A 16,471-nucleotide genomic window follows, 5' to 3' on the forward strand; every position below is an offset into this window, starting at 1 on the left:
TGCATCGCTCGCAAAGCATCAACTTCCTCCTCTCCTGAGACCGCTGTCTCATCCGCTACTCTAGGCAACGCATGAACCTAAAATTACAGGCTGCGGTATCCCTCGAGCTCAAGCGTGCGTGTCTGCGTTCTCCATACCGCATGAACTGCAGCAATGGGAACGGTTCTTGTTGCGTGGACGGTCACCTCTCTTTGGCTTCCAATGATAGCACTAAGGCATCTCTGAAGCCGCGAGTGAGGAAACCGTCCTTGGAGTCGAATCCTTACGCCGGCAAGTAAATTTCCCGAACGCGAGAGTCTCCTGCCAGTCTTTCGGCAGGACCAGATACGTGGATCTGACCATGCTCGAAGGCATAGACATAATCGGCAATTTCGAGAGAGAGATCCACGTTTTGTTCGACTAGAACAATCGATACCCCTGCCTCAGCCAGCTTGATAATAATCTCAAAGATCTGGTGAATGATGATCGGTGCTAACCCCAGTGATGGTTCATCCAGAAGTAACAGTTCTGGGTTGCCCATCATCGATCTTGCAATGGCCACCATCTGCTGTTGCCCACCGGACAATCGACCAGCTTGACTTTTACGGCGCTCCGCGAGCACTGGAAACAACGTATAGACATGGTCAAACAATTCAGCTTCGGTCTTGCCGCGCCCTTCCAAAAAGCCCGCCATCAGGTTCTCTTCGATGGTGAGGTGCTGGAAGACCGCGCGCCCCTCTGGACAATGGCCAAGGCCGCGTTTTGCGATCTGATAAGGCTTCATCCGGTCGATACGTTCGCTTTTGAAGCTGATTTGCCCAGAGGAGATCGGGCAAATGCCGCTAATTGAGCGTAGAAGCGTGCTCTTGCCAGCCCCATTGGGACCAATCAGCGAAACGATTTCTCCTGCATAGAGCTCAAGATTGATGCCATGCAAGACTTTCACCCGACCGTAACCGGACTGGATTTGCTCGACTGCGAGCAGCGGTTTCGATGTCACTGATTGCACCTGGCTGGCCAAGATAAGCCTCCTGAACTTGCTGATTGTTACGGATGTCGGCAGGCGAACCATGTGCCAGGACACTACCGCGGTTCATCACATAGATTTCGTCCGAGATGGACATGATGAGTTTCATGTCATGCTCGATGAGCACAACGGCGATGTCGCCCGATTTCAGGTCAACAATGTGATGCTTGAGTTCTTCTGTTTCACCATGATTAAGTCCTGCGGCAGGTTCATCCAGGAGGATGGCATGCGGATCATTGACCATCGCACGGGCAAGTTCGACAAGCTTTTGCTGCCCATAGGCGAGCGATCCGGCAAGCCTTTGCGCATGATGCGAAATGCCAAGTTTTTTTAGGATGGCGTGGCACTTTTCCCGTCGATGTGTTTCGGCACTCCTTCCCGGAAGGGCATCTGCGATCAGCGCCGAAATAGTAGGGGGAACAAGGGCTACTTCCAGGTTCTGCATCACGGTCATTCCATCGAAAAGACGGATATTCTGGTATGTCCGACCCAGTCCTGCATGGGCAACTGCGTGTTTTGGAAGCCTTTGTAATTCGACACCGTTAAGAACGATCCGTCCTGACGTCACTTGATAGGACCCTGCTGCCATATTAACCAGCGTTGATTTACCCGCACCATTCGGGCCGATTATCGAGGTGATTTTCCCTGGCTTCATGGAAAGCGAAGCATCATCGACCGCCTTATGTGCCCCGAAGGCTTTGGTGACATGTTCGAAAGTTAGCATCAACGCCCTCCCAGTTTTGCGGCGAGCCATGACGGACCATATTGGCGGCTTATAATGCCCATAGGTCGTAGCAGGATAACGGAGACGAGCGCGATGCCGAACACGAGTTGCCGATAGTCCGCATAGTCACGCATGAGTTCGGGAATTAGCACCAGGATGGCTGCGCCGAGGATTGCGCCGAATGGATTGCCGAGGCCGCCGACCACCAACACGAGAACAATGGTGAGAGACTCCCAGAAAGTAAAGCTTTCAGGGCTGACGAAACGTTGCATGGATGCGAAGACAACGCCGCAGATTCCTCCGATCACCGCACTGGTTGCAAAGGCTACAAGCTTGACCTTCGTTGTGTTGATACCGCAGCCACGGGCGGCGTCCTGATCCTCACGGACTGCTGACAAAGCAATACCAAGTGCGCTCTGCTGCAACTTCCAAACAAAAAGGAAGGTGATGATCAACAGGCCGATAAGCAGATAGAGGAAATCGAGTGGGGATGAGATCGTCCAGCCAAGAAGTTTCGGCTCGTCGATACGTGCGATTCCCTGTGGTCCGTTTGTCAACCAGTTCAGATTATTCATGAGAACGCGAATGATTTCACCGAAGCCAAGGGTGACAATCGCCAAATAGTCGCCACGCAGTCGTAGCACGGGGATACCAAGGAGGATGCCAGCGATACCTGCCAGAACTGCACCAATGACCAAAATAACTGGAAAGGGCAGGTGTAGCCCCAACTGATCGGAGGCCAAAAGCGCATAGGTATAGGCGCCAATTGCGTAAAAGGCGACGTAACCGAGATCCAGTAGTCCAGCATAACCCACAACGATGTTCAGACCCATTGCCAGAACGGCGTAGAGAAGGATCGTGTCAAGCACGCGCAACGGATAGGTCGGCAGTAACTCCCCCAGAAGGATGAGTGCGAGGGGGATTATTGCAAGCAATAACAGGGTTCGCCCCCAGGCGTTGCTTGTTGGTACGGGAGCGCTATCTGCGCTTACGGGAGGGGCTTTAGAAATCACTTTTGTACACCATCGTTTCTTCACTGACCTTGGCGCCCAGTAATCCGGACGGACGGAACAGAAGGATGAGAACAAGAACGGAGAAGGCGAAAATATCACGATATTCCGTGCCGATGACGCCACCGGTCAGACCGGGTAAAAGAGCTGTTGCGAAGGTTTCAATGAAGCCAAGCAAGATGCCGCCTAGCATTGCTCCGGGAATAGAGCCGATGCCGCCGAGAATGGCTGCGGTGAAGGCTTTCATGCCGATCACAAAGCCCATTGTGAAGGTTGCAACACCGTAATATGACGCATAAAGAAGACCTGCGACGGCACCGAGGCCCGGTCCGATAAAGAAGATCACCGAGATCGGAATATTCGGATTGATACCGATGAGCGAAGCGGTGTTGGCATTTTCCGCAACCGCTCGAATGCGGATACCCATACGGCTGCGATTGACAAACAATTCCAGTGCAACCATCAGGATAAGTGCGATTGCAAGGATCGTAATCTGTTTCCATGTAATGATGATGCCGCCGATTTCGACCACACCGCTTGGTAGCATTGACGGATAGATTATCGGACGACGCCCTGCGATAAGCATGACGACATTTTGAATAATAATAGCCATGCCAAGCGCTGAAAGCATTGGGGCGAGGCGCGATTTATTGCGCAACGGTCTATATGCTGCGACTTCAATTGACATGCCCAGAATGCCGATGACGACGAAGGCGAGAATGCCCACAATGACGGCTGCACCTGGGAAACCGGAAATCCCTAGCGAACCACTGAGAAAGACAGCGACGAATGCGCCTGACATGAACATTTCGCTATGCGCGAAATTGATCAAGCGTAAGACCCCGTAAACCATCGTGTAGCCCAGCGCGATGAGGGCATAGATTGATCCGACTGTCAGCGCATTGACAGTCTGCTGAAGAAGGAAAGAAGACATCTGTGAAGCCTCGATTGCCGAGGAGCGCTTAGGAAGAAGCACAGCACAGCTATGCTCCAGGGGATCCAAGCGCACCGTTTCCAAGTTGGGACAGCAAGCCTCCAGCTGCCGCGAGAGGCTTGTTTGCGCCAGATCAGCGTTACTTCACGAGGGCGAATTTGCCGCCATCAACCTTGTACAGGAAGATGAAAGGGTTGGTGAGTTCACCATCTGGTTTGAAGGATACGGTTCCAACCATGGTTTTAAGATCGGTTTTCGCGATTTCTTCTGCAATTGCCTTGCGTGTTAGCGGCGCGGGCAGCTTCTTCATGGCTTCCAGGATCACTGACGCTTCAACAAAGCCATAGGCTGAGTATGGTCCTGCGTCTTCACCGAAAGCATCCCGATAGGATTTCGCGAAGGCTTCGAGTTCGGGTGATGAGTCGTAAGGAGGAGCCTGGAACGAAACGATCGCACCTTCGGCATTCTCAGGGCCAGCGCCATTGATGAAATCAGAAGAGAACGCGGAATCTGCACCAAAAATAGTCGACTTGATGCCAAATTCGCGTGCTTGTTTGACGAACAGGCCAACGGCAGGCATCACGCCACCAAAATAGATGACATCTGGATTTTCTGAGCGAATGCTGGTGAGTAGAGCAGAGAAATCAACGTCGGTCTGTGTAACACCTGAGAAGGAAGTTACATTGCCGCCGTCTTTTGTGAATGTGTCGCGGAATACTTCGGCAACCCCCTGACCAAATGCCTGTTTGTCATGGATGATGGCGGCTGATTTGGCTTTCAGTGTGTTGATTGCATAGTCAGCAGGCGCCGAGCCTTGAGAAAGGTCGTTGGCGATCGGGCGGAAGAGATTCTTGTAACCCGATTGCGTGACTTTCGGGTTCGAAGCATTGGTCACCTGTGGAAGGTCGCAGCGATGGTAGACATCGGACGACGGAATGGTCACACCGCTATTGAAATTTGCAACCACACCAAGCATTGCGGCATTGTCGCAATGTTTTTGTGCAATCAGTGTGCCTTGCTTTGGGTCGCCATTATCGTCGTCGCGCTGCAGGACGACCTTTTCACCATTGATCCCACCCGCGTCATTCACCTGACGCACGGCGATTTCCATGCCGTTCATCCAAGTCACGCCGAAGATTGACTCGGCATTGGTTAACGGACCGGCTGCGCCGATGATGATATCCGCATGGGCAGCACTCGTCAGACCCGCAACGGCGATCGACGCTGCGAGAAACTTTCTATAAGCTTTCATCGTAACCCTCTTTTGGTTTTTTCTAGCCTTCATGGGCCGGTATTATTTTTATTTTTGCGGATTGACCGTCATCCGCCGACGCCTTTTTGCTTTCGGGCAATTGCCTTAAGCGGTTTGCTGTTCCCGTTGATCTGATCTGCTTTCGATCAAGGATTTCATAAGATTGTTGGCAACGCGCTGGATATGCTTGCGCAATGTTTCGACCGCTCGTTCGGCGTCTTTCAGCTTCGCATAAGCCAGAATGGCGCGATGGTCGGAGAGTTCGAGCTCGACGTCCTGGGCGACTGCGATTTGAAGGTTGATATAACGGTTGGCATTATCGTGGACGCTTTTGAGCAGCTTCAGTGCGACCGTGCGACCGCTCGGCGCATAAAGCGTTTCATGAAATTGCCAGTTCAAGTCACCCCAGTTTTCAACGTTGCCTTCCGTGAGCGTTTCGTCAGTCAACTGTTCTGCACGACGTAAATCAGCTTCGGAAAGACGCGGTATCGCCATTTCGAACAGCCATGTTTCGAGATGAATTCGGATGTCAAAAAGTTCCTGAATCTCCGCCAGTGACAGGGCTTTAACGACCGTTCCCTTGTGCAGTTCAGACTGGACAAAGCCTTCTGCCTCCAGCTGTCGGATGGCTTCGCGAATGGGAATCCGCGAAACTCCGAGCTCGATCGCCAAAGCTTCCTGGCGTAGGGGAGTCCCCTCCGCGAGTTCGCCAGCAATAATTCTGCGGCGCAGCTCCACCACGATTTGGTCAGTGAGGGATTGTCTCCCGATCTTTTTTGTCATCCGGCTCTCCATTTCTAAATTGGATACAATATGCAAAAAATAGAGTCAACTGTGAAATACAATACCAACAAAAGCGTAATATAGAAAAATAATTTCAATAAAGGCGTTGACGGCGGTGATACTTCCGATCATGTTGGATATTGTATCCAATCTAGACGAGCAAAAGCTCGCGTCGGGGAATTGAAATGATCAATAAAGACACACGCGCCGTCGCTGGAGAGGGTCCTTGCGGGGACGTGCTTATCGTTCAGCCGGGTTCAGCGGAAAGCTACTGGCAGCCAGTGCCTGCGAATGGTTCAATCGATGTTATTTTCGCCCCGCATCGCGTTCCGATGCAGCACCCGATTGGCTTTGGAACGCAGACTGTTCCGCCGGGTGGCTATGTCCGTGAACATGCCCACGATCAGAATGAGGAAGTCATCTTCGTCGTGTCCGGCAACGGGCGCGCCGTGATTGATGGTGAGAGTCATGCAATGAACCCGGGCTCCGCATTTTTCATCGGCAAGAACCGTCGTCATATGTTCATCAATGAAGGCGAGACCGATATTGTTTGGACCTGGCTGATAGTGCCAAATGGTTTGGAGGATTTCTTCCGCCTGATCGGACGTGACCGTTTGAAGGGGGAGCCTGCACCAGCGCCGTTCCCGCGGCCTGAGAATGTGTTGCAGATCGAGCGCGATACCGTTTTTGCGGCTCCGCCATCCGATCCTTACAAGGTCTAACTACGAAATTCTCCCCGCCAGCAAATGGTGCTGGCATCCCCAGAAGCTTGAAACAATCCGCAACGCTGTGGGTTGGCTGGCTAGTTATGTTCGAGGAAAAAATGCGTCTGAAAGACAAAATCGCCATCATCACCGGTGCCGGTGCGGGTATTGGCAAGGCTGCCGCTCAAATTTTCGTTCGCGAAGGGGCAAAGGTCATTGTCGCTGATCGTGATGGGCAAAAGGCTTCGGCGGTTGCCGCTGAACTCGGTGATGCAGCACTTGCCTTTACCGTTGATGTTTCCCGCTCCGACGAGGTGAAGGCGATGATCGATACTGCGGTCCGCAAATTTGGGCGGCTCGATATTCTGGCCAACAATGCCGGATATGGTATCCCCGGGACCGTCGTGAATACAGATGAAGACGATTGGGACGCATTGATGGCTGTCAATCTCAAGGGCGTTTATCTTTGCTGTAAACACGCCATCCCGGTAATGGCAGCACAAGGCGGTGGCACAATCGTCAACACCGCCTCCAATGTTGCAACTGTCGGTATCTTTGATCGCGCAGCCTATGTGGCCTCGAAGGGCGGTGTCGCAGCTCTTACCAAGGCTATGGCGCTGGATCATGCCAAGGAAAAAATTCGCGTAAACTGTGTGGCACCGGGTGTCACTTGGTCGAGCTATTTCGAGAAAATGGTCGAAACAACGCCTGATCCCGATGGCTTCAAAAATGCATTGAAAGCCCGTTCTCCGATCAATCGTTGGGCAGAACCACAAGAAATCGCAAACTGCATTTTGTGGCTAGCATCGGATGAAGCGTCCTTTGCAACGGGGGCTATGTTCACCGTTGATGGCGGCATGTCGGCCTGGTAAGCGCTATGACGATATTCACCGCTCCCGTTCCAAACATAGCACTACTTGGTTTCGGCGCCATCGGAAGGGCTCTTTGTAGCAACCTTCTAACCTACCGTTGCCAGATCGGTGTGCTGTTGCGCGACGGCGCATCAGCACCGGAACAGTCAGGCGTCCGGTTTTTCAACGACGTGAATGCGCTTTTGGCGTCAGAACCTTCTGTTGTTATCGAGGCCGCCGGACAGGATGCGTTAAAAGCATTCTGCCCGGTTTTCTTAGAAGCGGGAATTGATGTGATTGCGGCCTCTGTTGGTGTCATTGGCGACGCCGATTTCGAACAAAGAGCGGCGGAAGCAGGTCAGAAAAGCGGTGCTCGGCTAATCTTCCCGACAGGTGCTGTCGGTGGTCTTGATTACCTTCATGTTGTCGCTCAGGCTGAAGATCTCAGCGTTGTTTATACGTCGCGAAAGCCGGTCTCTGCTTGGGTGGCTGAACTAGAGAGCCTTGGGTTTGACCCGCAGACACTAAGCGAAGCCGTCCTACTTTATGAAGGCGATGCATTGCGCGCAGCAGAGCTCTATCCGCGTAATCTGAATGCCGGCTTGACGATTGCACTGGCTGCAGGTGTGGCGCGCACGGCAGTCAAGGTTGTGGCAGACCCGGCGGTTTTGTTCAATACGCATGAAATTGAAGCACGAAGTTCATTTGGCGAAGCCTTCATGCGGTTCGCCAACCTGCCTTCGCCGGACAATCCAAAGACCTCGGCAATCACTGCCGCCAGCCTCTTGATCGAAGCCACACGTTATTTTGCCGAGCGATTAGCTCCGGCGTGATGAATGGATGGAATGCTGAATGAGCAATGTTGTCATTGCAGGTGCAGGAATAATAGGACTGAGCGCAGCGCGTGCTTTGATCGCTGACGGGCACAGTGTCACGATCGTTGACCGCGATCCAGCGGGTGACAAAGCATCTTTTGGCAATGCGGGCGGTCTGGGCGTTACCGAAATCGTACCCGCGAGCGTGCCGGGCCTTGTCTGGAAACTGCCAGGCTGGTTGTGTGATCCGCTCGGTCCTCTTTCGGTGCATCCTGCACATTTCCCAAAACTTGTGCCTTGGCTTGCGCGTTTCATGCGCAGTGGCTCACAATCGAAAATGTTGCGGATTACCGGGGCTCTCGCAGCACTCACAGCACCCGTTTACGATGATTACCTGCCGTTGCTGGAGGAGCTGAAACTCACCCATGAACTGCATCAGGTTGGTGCTTTGTGGGTCTATGAGACTGAAGCAGCCTTTAAAGCAGATGCAGCAGATCGTGATCTCAGACGCCGCTATGGTATTGTTTTTGATGAGATGGACGGCGATGAAGCGCGCAGGTTGGAACCGGCTCTTGGAAAGGCGGTCCTTCGTGCAGCAATGACACCGCAATGGTCGCATTTTGATGATCCCAAACGTCTCGTCGATCGCTTGCGGACGCTTGTTGTCCGGCGGGGTGCAAAGCTTGTAACCGGCGAAGCGCTTGCGGTGGACGGCAAGCGATTGCGTTTGGCTGATGGCAAAGCGATTGACTTTGATCATTTGATCATCGCGGCCGGCGCATGGTCAGCACGTCTTGCGAAGACGATTGGTGATCGTGTGCTGCTCGAAAGCGAACGCGGCTATAATGTAACAATTCCCGATTCTGGCGTTTCGCTTACGCGTGAAGTTATTTTCGCTGAACGTAAGTTCGTGGCCACACCGATGGATATGGGATTACGTATTGGCGGCGCTGCCGAGTTTGCTGGCCTCGACACTCCCCCCAATTATGCGCGTAGTGATGCACTCGCCAAGTTGGCGCGCATTTATCTTCCTGATCTCAATGCGCATGAAGGAACGCGTTGGATGGGGCATCGTCCGACGACACCGGACAGCCTGCCAGTGATCGGACATTCGCCGCACCGCAAGGACGTGATTCATGCCTATGGTCATAGCCATGGGGGGCTGACACTCGGGCCAACCACCGCTCGTCTTATTGCTGATCTCGTCGCCCGAAGGCAACCCGCCATTGATCTTTCACCTTTTACCGTCAGCCGGTTTTCCTGATCTGGAGCACAATATGAATCCTCATACCTTTATCTGTGTCGATGCCCATACCTGCGGTAATCCGGTCCGTGTGGTCTGTGGTGGTGCGCCTATTTTGCCGAATGTCAGCATGGCTGAGAAACGCCAGATCTTCCTGCGTGACCATGATTGGGTGCGCCAAGCGCTGATGTTTGAACCACGCGGACACGATGTTATGTCTGGCTCGGTTCTTTATCCACCATCACGCGACGATTGCGATCTTGGGGTCTTGTTTATCGAAGTGTCCGGCTGTTTGCCGATGTGCGGGCATGGTACAATTGGCACGGTCACTGTGGCGCTCGAACAGGGGTTTGTTGTCCCCAAGACTGAGGGTAAATTGGCCCTGGAAGTTCCTGCGGGACGGGTCGAGGTTGAATACAGGCGCAATGGTCGTTTCGTTGACGAAGTTCGCATTTTCAATGTCCCTGCCTATCTTCATGCCAGCGAAGCGAAGATCGATGTACCCGGTATTGGCGAGCTGGTGGTTGATGTTGCTTATGGTGGTAACTTCTATGCCATCATCGAACCACAGAAGAACTGGGCTGGTCTCGATACGATGAGCGCTGACGACATTCTCAAGATCAGCCCACTGGTGCGGAAACTGGTGCAGGAAGCCGTAGCTCCGGTTCATCCCGAGGATGATCGCATTGCCGGTGTCAGTCATGTCATGTGGGCGGATAACGGAAGACACCCTGAAGCCGATGCACGCAATGCGGTGTTTTATGGGGACAAAGCAATTGATCGTTCGCCATGCGGAACTGGTACTTCAGCGCGCATGGCGCAGCGTGTCGCTAAAGGCATGCTGAAAGATGGCGAGAATTTTGTTCATGAATCGATTATCGGAACATTGTTTCATGGTCGCGTTGAGAGCGCTGCGGAAGTTGGCGGTCGCCCTGCTATTCGGCCAAGCATTGGTGGTTGGGCGCGGGTAACAGGCTACAACACGATACTGGTCGATGAGCGCGATCCGCTTGCCTTTGGCTTTCAGGTAAAGTGAGCGGACATGATCCTCGAAGAACGCGATTATCACATTGTCCCGGGCCGCATTGCGGAATTCATCGCGACCTATGAACAGCTTGGTCTTAAAATCCAGACAGAAATTCTCGGCGGCTTCATTGGCCATTTCATCTGCGATATTGGTGAGTTGAACCATGTCGTTGCACTCTGGCGTTACGAAACCATCGCCGATCGTGAGGAAAGACGCGCACGCATGCTCGCCCATCCGGGATGGCAAACCTATATCGAAGCGATCAAAGGGATGATCGAGCGCCAGAATATCCGCATTCTCAAACCTACTGCAATTTCACCAATGGTGTAGCCATGAAAGCTGTTTTGCCTGCTCTTGTTGATCTTGTCCCTGAACGTATGAAGCCGGGCGCTGATCTTATCGCTGAAGGCAAAGCGCTATCCCGCGACTGGCGTGTTGGCGGGAATGTATTCCTCGAAACAAACAACGTAACAAGCGAGGCTGAATATAAGCGACGCAAGGCCGCTGAAGGCAAGATAATGCAGCATGCGCATATCGGCTTTCGCAGCGTTGAGCGCACTGTTGACGCAATTGGCGAAGTGCATGGCACTTGTGCCAGCCGTGGTGTGACGGTCGATCGTTTCGGGATTACACTTGACTGGTCGATGGGCTATCCGGTTGCCTTGCGCAAGGATCGCCCGAAAGGAACAGGCATCGTTCTGAATGGAGCGGAGGATTTTGCCCGCATCACCAATGCAGCGCCTGCTGCTGCGCACTTTGGTGATTTCATGCTTGGATTGCCAGGCGCCATTGAAAATACAAAGGGTGCGCTGGCAGCAGGTGCCACAGCCATTGGCAATTTGGGGCAGTATTTTACGTTTCGTCTGCCTTATTGGGATGACGATGTTGCGACGACAGAAGCCGCGGTGACAGCGCTTGGTTTAATCGCCGCACAGGATCAGGAGGTGCTCGTTCATTCCAATCTGGATGACGGGTTTGCCGGACTGTTTGCAGATATGAGTTCAGCGCTTGGCATGGTGTTGATCGAGCGTCATATCGTCGAGCATCTGATCGGTGGACGCATGTCGCATTGTTTTGGCCACCATTATACAGCACCTTTGATACGTATGGCTTTCCATAAGGCCCTGGCGACATTTAGCGATGCGCCGGGTACCATGCTTTTCGGCAATACTGTGAGCTATAAATCAAGCCCTGCAGGCAATTTCGCAAGCCTTGCCAGCTATTTGCAGGCAGATATCTGGGCCTTGGCGCGGATTCCTACAGGCCATGCAATCAATCCGGTTCCTGTGACTGAAAATCAGCGCATACCGGATATTGATGAAATCATCGATGCGCAGACTTTTGCGACCCGCATGGCTGAACATGCGATCCCGACCGCCAGACTGATTGATCTGGCACAGGTGGATAAAGCTGCCGATGATCTGATGGAAGCCGGGCAGCGTTTCAGTCAGAATGTTCTGTCCGGTCTTGAAGAAGCTGGCGTCAACATCAACGACGCGGCAGCGCTTATGCTTGCCTTGCGTCGTGTCGGGCCGAAGCGCTTGGAAAGCCTCTATGGTGCAGGTAACGAAGATGCAACAGCCTGGGGTGGTCGTCGTTCTGTCATGCTGGCCGAGTGGGTCGAAGAGCTTGAAGAAAGTGCACATGAATGGATCAAACGCGTCCCTGAGGCCGTACGCACCACCATTGCTGAGAGCGGCTTACGGGGATGCGTTGCCTCATCCGATGTGCATGAACATGGCAAGAATCTCATTGAGCGTCTTCTTGGCATGAGTTCCATCGGCATCATTGACGGAGGCACCTCTGCGGACCCCGAAGCCGTAGTTGCGACAGCCCTTGCCGAGAAAGCGGATTTTATCGCCATTTCGACTTATAACGGCATTGCACTGCGCTATGCGCGTGATGTGCTGGCAGCTCTCAAAGAGGCTGGTTCTGATATGCCAGTTCTGATTGGCGGAAGGCTCAACGAGATACCTGAAGACTCCAATTCGGGGCTCCCGGTGGACGTTAAAGCCGATATCGAGGCTCTGGGTGCTTTGCCTTGCGAGACGCCTGAAACGATGACGAAGTTTATCGAGAATTTCATAAACACCAAAAATGAGGGAACAAGAACATGACGGGTTGGACAGGCGTATTTCCGGCAGTTACTACAAAGCTCAAGCAAGATGGTGCGCTTGATCTTGATGCAACTGCTGCTTCAATAGATCGTGTGATCACCAATGGCGTTTCCGGCGTTATTGTTCTGCCAATGCTGGGTGAGAATGCATCGCTCAGCGCGGAAGAGCGTGATCAGGTTATTCTGGCAGCAAAAGAAGCTGTCGCCGGGCGTGTTCCGCTGCTCTCTGGCCTCGCTCAGATTTCGACGGCTGATGCAGGTGCTGCAGCACGTCATTATGAAAAGCTTGGCGCTCAGGGTCTCATGGCCTTCCCGTCGCTTGCCTATAAGACGGACCCACGGGAAACCGTGGTCTGGTACAAATCGCTTGCTGCAAGCAGCGATTTGCCGATCATGATTTATAATAATCCCATTGCTTATGGTGTGGATGTAACACCGGAAATCCTTAAACAGTTGGAGGAAATTCCTTCGATTGTCTGTATCAAGGAAGAGTGTGGCGACATCCGGCGCGTGACTGATCTATACAATGCATGTGGCGACCGTTTCTCAGTGTTCTGTGGCGTAGATGATCTTATCGTTGAAAGTCTGGCATTGGGTGTCACGGGCTGGGTTTCCGGGATGACCAATGTCTGGCCTGCCGAATGTGTGAAGCTGTTCAACCTTGCTTCGTCTGGCAATTTTGATGAGGCACGCACACTCTATCGCTTGCTGACGCCAGCGTTCCATCTCGATACGCATGTGAAGCTGGTTCAGTACATCAAGCTTGCGGAACAGCTCGTCTATGGTGCGCCGGAATGGGTCCGCGCGCCGAGACTGCCACTGCTGGGTGCGGAACGTGTCCATGTCGAAACTGTCGTGAATGACGCAATTGCCAAGCTCGCATCATTGAAGGGCTAATTCATGCGTTTTTCAAAGATGGTCAATGTTGTCGGCGTTCATGCTGCCGGTGAATTAAACGAGGTAATCACTGGCGGTGTTCTCGACGTGCCGGGCGCTTCAATGTTCGAAAAGATGCAATATCTTGAAGGCAAGGCTGATGATCTGCGCAATTTTCTGCTCAACGAACCTCGGGGTCGGGTCACGCAATGCGTCAACCTTGTCCTGCCAGCCACAAAGCCTGAAGCGGATGCTGGCTTTGTTATTATGGAGTCGGATTTTTACGTGCCAATGTCTGGCACCAATACAATTTGCACTGTAACAGCATTGCTTGAAACTGGCATGATCCCCATGAAAGAGCCAGAAACAAAACTGGTTCTGGAAGCTCCGGCGGGTGTTGTACCGGTGACGGCGCAGTGCGAAAACGGGAAATGCGTTAGCGTCACGTTTGAAAATGTTCCATCCTTCGTCTTTGCGCTGGACGCAAAGGTTGAAGTGCCGGGGCTTGGGACAATTACGGTTGATGTCGCTTATGGCGGGATGATTTATGTGCTGGTCGATGCGGCATCCATCGGCTTCAATATCGATAAGGCCGAAGCATCCCGGCTTGTCGAGGTCGGCGAGCGGATTAAAAAAGCCGCCGCTGAACAGCTTCCGGCGATCCATCCGGAAAATCCGGAAATCCACACGATCAACCAGACGCTATTCGCAGGGCCTCTAGAAGAGCACGATGGTGTCAAGCGCTCCCGCAATGCTGTAATCGTCTCGCCGGGTCGTATTGATCGCTCGCCTTGTGGCACTGGCACAAGTGCACGGCTGGCGGTAATGCATGCGCGTGGTCAAGTCGCCATTGGTGAAACATTCATCCATGAATCGATCATCGGTACTGAGTTTATCGGTCGCGTGCTTGGGGAAACCACATGTGGGGGGAAGGGGGCCATTTGTCCGGCGATCACCGGTCAGGCATGGATCACCGCTTTTCATAATTATGTGCTCGACCCGACAGACCCGTTTCCTACTGGGTTTCGCCTCGGCGATACCTGGCCGGGCAACTGATAGAGAAAGAACGCCAAATGTCGATCGCTCTGGCAGATGATGGCTGCCGTCTGTATTATGAGGTGAAGGGTGAGGGGCAACCGATCGTTCTTATCCCGGGTTTAGGGGGCGATGGCCGCTTCTGGGCTGGTGTCGAGAAGGCCCTCAAAGGGTTTCAGATCATCACAATTGATCATCGCGGGGCGGGGCGAAGCGACCGCCCCGATAACGGCTATTCTATCGAGCGGATTGCAAGCGATGTGCTGACTATTCTCGACACGGAAAAAATCGATGGCGCGCATCTGGTTGGCCATTCCACCGGGGGAACGGTCGTACAAACCATCGCGCTTGATGCCCCCGAGCGTGCTAGATCACTGGTGATAAGCGGAAGCTGGGCACGTCCGGATGCGCGCTTTCGAGCGCTTTTCCTGTCGCGTTGGGAAATGATGCAGAAGGGTGAGGTGACGGCCTATCAGAACCTCACACATGTGTTTGGCTATACGGCGGATTGGATAGCCGCACATGAACTCGAACTTCGTGAGGCAGTGACGAGCGCCGCCCATTATCTTGCGCCATATAAGGTGACTGCGCAGCGCATTGCAATGTTGCTTGATTTTGATCGGTCGCAAGAGCTGACCGCGATTAACCAGCCCACGCTTCTCCTTGGCGCGCGTGACGATATCATGATCCCATATCATCATATCGAAGAACTGCGTCGTTTGATTGTGCATTCTGAGATGCAAGAAATGCAGGGCGGTCACTTCTTTCCGCGTTTGGCTCCGCAAAGGTTTGCTGATGTCATTACTATTTTCTTCAACTCGACGTGAGCCTAGCCTGGTTTCTGAATTCCCACTCCTTCCTGCCACATCAGCGCCTGTAAGGGTAAAGCAGGGAAAAGGAATGGCTATAATCTGACTTAGCCAAGATTGCCAACCGTGTGCTATAAAAGGCACCCCCCGCGGCCTGACAACGATAGTGAGGTATAAAATCAGGTCACTGCTTGCGTATAGCGACGAAGGTGATCAAGCAGGCTTGCTGTGTAACCAGGGAGTTGCAGTTCATTTCTGACGCAAAGGTAGAGCTTTCGATCGGCCCAGTTTTCGTCAATTTCTGCAATGTTAATACCCATATAGCGCCCGTAGCGAAGCGCCGCCGTTTGAGGGACGACTGCGATGCCTGCGCCGCATTCAACCATGTGACAGACGCTTTCAAAGTTCTCTGCGCGGGTTCGATAATCAACCGCGCGGCCGAGTTCATTGGCAAGCCTGTTCATGAACTGCATCAGGGCCGTGTGCTTGGGTAGACCAATCAGTTTGAAATCGAGGATTCTCGAATAATTCACCGGTGATGCCGCGAGCGGATGATCGGGCGGTGTGACGAGAACCAGCCTGTCGGGCACAAAACGCCAACGTTCCAGGCCGCTCATGTCAGCAGAAGATGCGACAATGCCAATGTCGGCTTCCCCGTTCCTGAGCAGACTCACCACTTCCAGACTGGGCTTATCCTCGACGCTTACGGTCACATCGGGGTTTGCTGCAAGAAAGGTCCCGAGTGCATGCGGAATATGTTCCGCTAACATATTCGTGTTCGACAATAACCGTACATGCCCCCCACGCCCGTCGGCCAAGTCATCGAGTGCGGTCTGTGCCCGCCGCGCATCGTCGATAAGCTTGCGCGCATTTCGCGCAAAGATTTCTCCTGCCAGCGTTGGGCGAATCCCGCGACCGGTTCTTTCGAACAGCTTGAGATTAAAGGACTCTTCGAGTTTCTTGAGGCGCGCACTGACTGCAGCGACCACAATATTGTTCTGGCCTGCAGCAGCGGTCAGGCTTCCGCCCTCAATGGCAGATACGAAGATGCGCAGATCCACAAGGTCGAATTTCATATGTTTATCTTTCACGAATGATGAAAGCAGGTTTTAGCAAAGACTGATTTTCTTATCCAGTCACTTAGAGCTATTCCAAAAACCCAGTCGCGGGACACTGCATACACAACTCTCTGAATTATCGAAGAGAATAGGATTATTCAAGAAATCTCGATTCTTGGATTGTTATGCTTTTACCGTTTCGAGCGAGGCCGACAGGTTGTTTTTTGA

General features: G+C 53.0%; 17 protein-coding genes. 10 read left to right on the forward strand and 7 right to left on the reverse strand.

All coding sequences use genetic code 11. From position 1 onward, the window contains the following. Positions 1–262 precede the first annotated feature (262 nt). From RT142_RS12975 to RT142_RS13000, 6 genes are all read right to left on the reverse strand, one after another. Positions 263–964 carry an ABC transporter ATP-binding protein gene (locus tag RT142_RS12975; protein ID WP_313029254.1) on the reverse strand — a complete coding sequence of 234 codons (702 nt, stop codon included), beginning with the start codon at positions 962–964 and terminating at the stop codon, positions 263–265. Next, positions 897–1,730, reverse strand: coding sequence for an ABC transporter ATP-binding protein (locus tag RT142_RS12980; protein WP_313029069.1), 834 nt, complete (start codon positions 1,728–1,730; stop codon positions 897–899). The genes RT142_RS12975 and RT142_RS12980 overlap by 68 nt, the downstream gene beginning before the upstream one ends. Next, positions 1,730–2,665 carry an ABC transporter permease subunit gene (locus RT142_RS12985; RefSeq protein WP_313029072.1) on the reverse strand — a complete coding sequence of 312 codons (936 nt, stop codon included), beginning with the start codon at positions 2,663–2,665 and terminating at the stop codon, positions 1,730–1,732. The genes RT142_RS12980 and RT142_RS12985 overlap by 1 nt, the downstream gene beginning before the upstream one ends. Before the next feature lie 67 nt (positions 2,666–2,732). Continuing rightward, a complete protein-coding gene (locus RT142_RS12990; protein ID WP_094544179.1) occupies positions 2,733–3,674 on the reverse strand; it encodes a branched-chain amino acid ABC transporter permease in 942 nt (313 codons plus the stop codon). A gap of 139 nt (positions 3,675–3,813) precedes the next feature. Continuing rightward, on the reverse strand, positions 3,814–4,926 hold the full coding sequence (locus RT142_RS12995; RefSeq protein ID WP_171380539.1) for a branched-chain amino acid ABC transporter substrate-binding protein: 1,113 nt from the start codon (positions 4,924–4,926) through the stop codon (positions 3,814–3,816). A gap of 105 nt (positions 4,927–5,031) precedes the next feature. Beyond that, entirely contained in the window at positions 5,032–5,709 is a 678-nt protein-coding gene (locus RT142_RS13000; protein ID WP_094544026.1) for a GntR family transcriptional regulator, read from the reverse strand. 185 nt (positions 5,710–5,894) lie between these two features. Here RT142_RS13000 and RT142_RS13005 point away from each other — a divergent pair, with 185 nt between their 5' ends. The 10 genes from RT142_RS13005 to RT142_RS13050 all read left to right on the forward strand — a co-directional run bounded on the left by RT142_RS13005 (position 5,895) and on the right by RT142_RS13050 (position 15,203). Beyond that, positions 5,895–6,431, forward strand: a complete 537-nt coding sequence (locus RT142_RS13005) for a cupin domain-containing protein (protein ID WP_171380540.1) — start codon at positions 5,895–5,897, stop codon at positions 6,429–6,431. A 101-nt stretch (positions 6,432–6,532) separates the two neighbouring features. Next, on the forward strand, positions 6,533–7,285 hold the full coding sequence (locus tag RT142_RS13010) for an SDR family oxidoreductase (RefSeq protein ID WP_094544178.1): 753 nt from the start codon (positions 6,533–6,535) through the stop codon (positions 7,283–7,285). Positions 7,286–7,290: 5 nt separating this feature from the next. Beyond that, positions 7,291–8,097 carry an aspartate dehydrogenase domain-containing protein gene (locus RT142_RS13015; protein WP_171380541.1) on the forward strand — a complete coding sequence of 269 codons (807 nt, stop codon included), beginning with the start codon at positions 7,291–7,293 and terminating at the stop codon, positions 8,095–8,097. 19 nt (positions 8,098–8,116) lie between these two features. Next, positions 8,117–9,343 carry an FAD-dependent oxidoreductase gene (locus RT142_RS13020; RefSeq protein ID WP_313029082.1) on the forward strand — a complete coding sequence of 409 codons (1,227 nt, stop codon included), beginning with the start codon at positions 8,117–8,119 and terminating at the stop codon, positions 9,341–9,343. Positions 9,344–9,356: 13 nt separating this feature from the next. Further along, the gene (locus RT142_RS13025; RefSeq protein WP_313029084.1) at positions 9,357–10,358 is read left to right on the forward strand and encodes a 4-hydroxyproline epimerase; all 1,002 of its coding nucleotides are present in this window, start codon (positions 9,357–9,359) and stop codon (positions 10,356–10,358) included. A 6-nt stretch (positions 10,359–10,364) separates the two neighbouring features. Then, positions 10,365–10,679, forward strand: a complete 315-nt coding sequence (locus tag RT142_RS13030; protein ID WP_313029087.1) for an NIPSNAP family protein — start codon at positions 10,365–10,367, stop codon at positions 10,677–10,679. 2 nt (positions 10,680–10,681) lie between these two features. After that, positions 10,682–12,466, forward strand: coding sequence for a cobalamin-dependent protein (locus RT142_RS13035; RefSeq protein WP_313029089.1), 1,785 nt, complete (start codon positions 10,682–10,684; stop codon positions 12,464–12,466). Beyond that, positions 12,463–13,362: a dihydrodipicolinate synthase family protein gene (locus RT142_RS13040; protein WP_094544019.1), complete on the forward strand. Its 900-nt coding sequence runs from the start codon at positions 12,463–12,465 to the stop codon at positions 13,360–13,362. Before RT142_RS13035 ends, RT142_RS13040 begins: the two co-directional genes overlap by 4 nt. 3 nt (positions 13,363–13,365) lie before the next feature. Further along, positions 13,366–14,397, forward strand: coding sequence for a proline racemase family protein (locus tag RT142_RS13045; protein WP_171380545.1), 1,032 nt, complete (start codon positions 13,366–13,368; stop codon positions 14,395–14,397). Between the two features lie 17 nt (positions 14,398–14,414). After that, positions 14,415–15,203 carry an alpha/beta hydrolase gene (locus RT142_RS13050; protein ID WP_313029092.1) on the forward strand — a complete coding sequence of 263 codons (789 nt, stop codon included), beginning with the start codon at positions 14,415–14,417 and terminating at the stop codon, positions 15,201–15,203. A 161-nt stretch (positions 15,204–15,364) separates the two neighbouring features. Here RT142_RS13050 and RT142_RS13055 read toward each other — a convergent pair whose 3' ends face one another. Continuing rightward, positions 15,365–16,261 (reverse strand): LysR family transcriptional regulator, encoded by an 897-nt coding sequence (locus tag RT142_RS13055; RefSeq protein WP_094544016.1) that lies wholly within the window; start codon positions 16,259–16,261, stop codon positions 15,365–15,367. Positions 16,262–16,471 lie beyond the last annotated feature (210 nt).

This window comes from Brucella sp., assembly GCF_032066345.1.
Taxonomy (GTDB): Bacteria; Pseudomonadota; Alphaproteobacteria; order Rhizobiales; family Rhizobiaceae; genus Brucella; species Brucella pseudogrignonensis.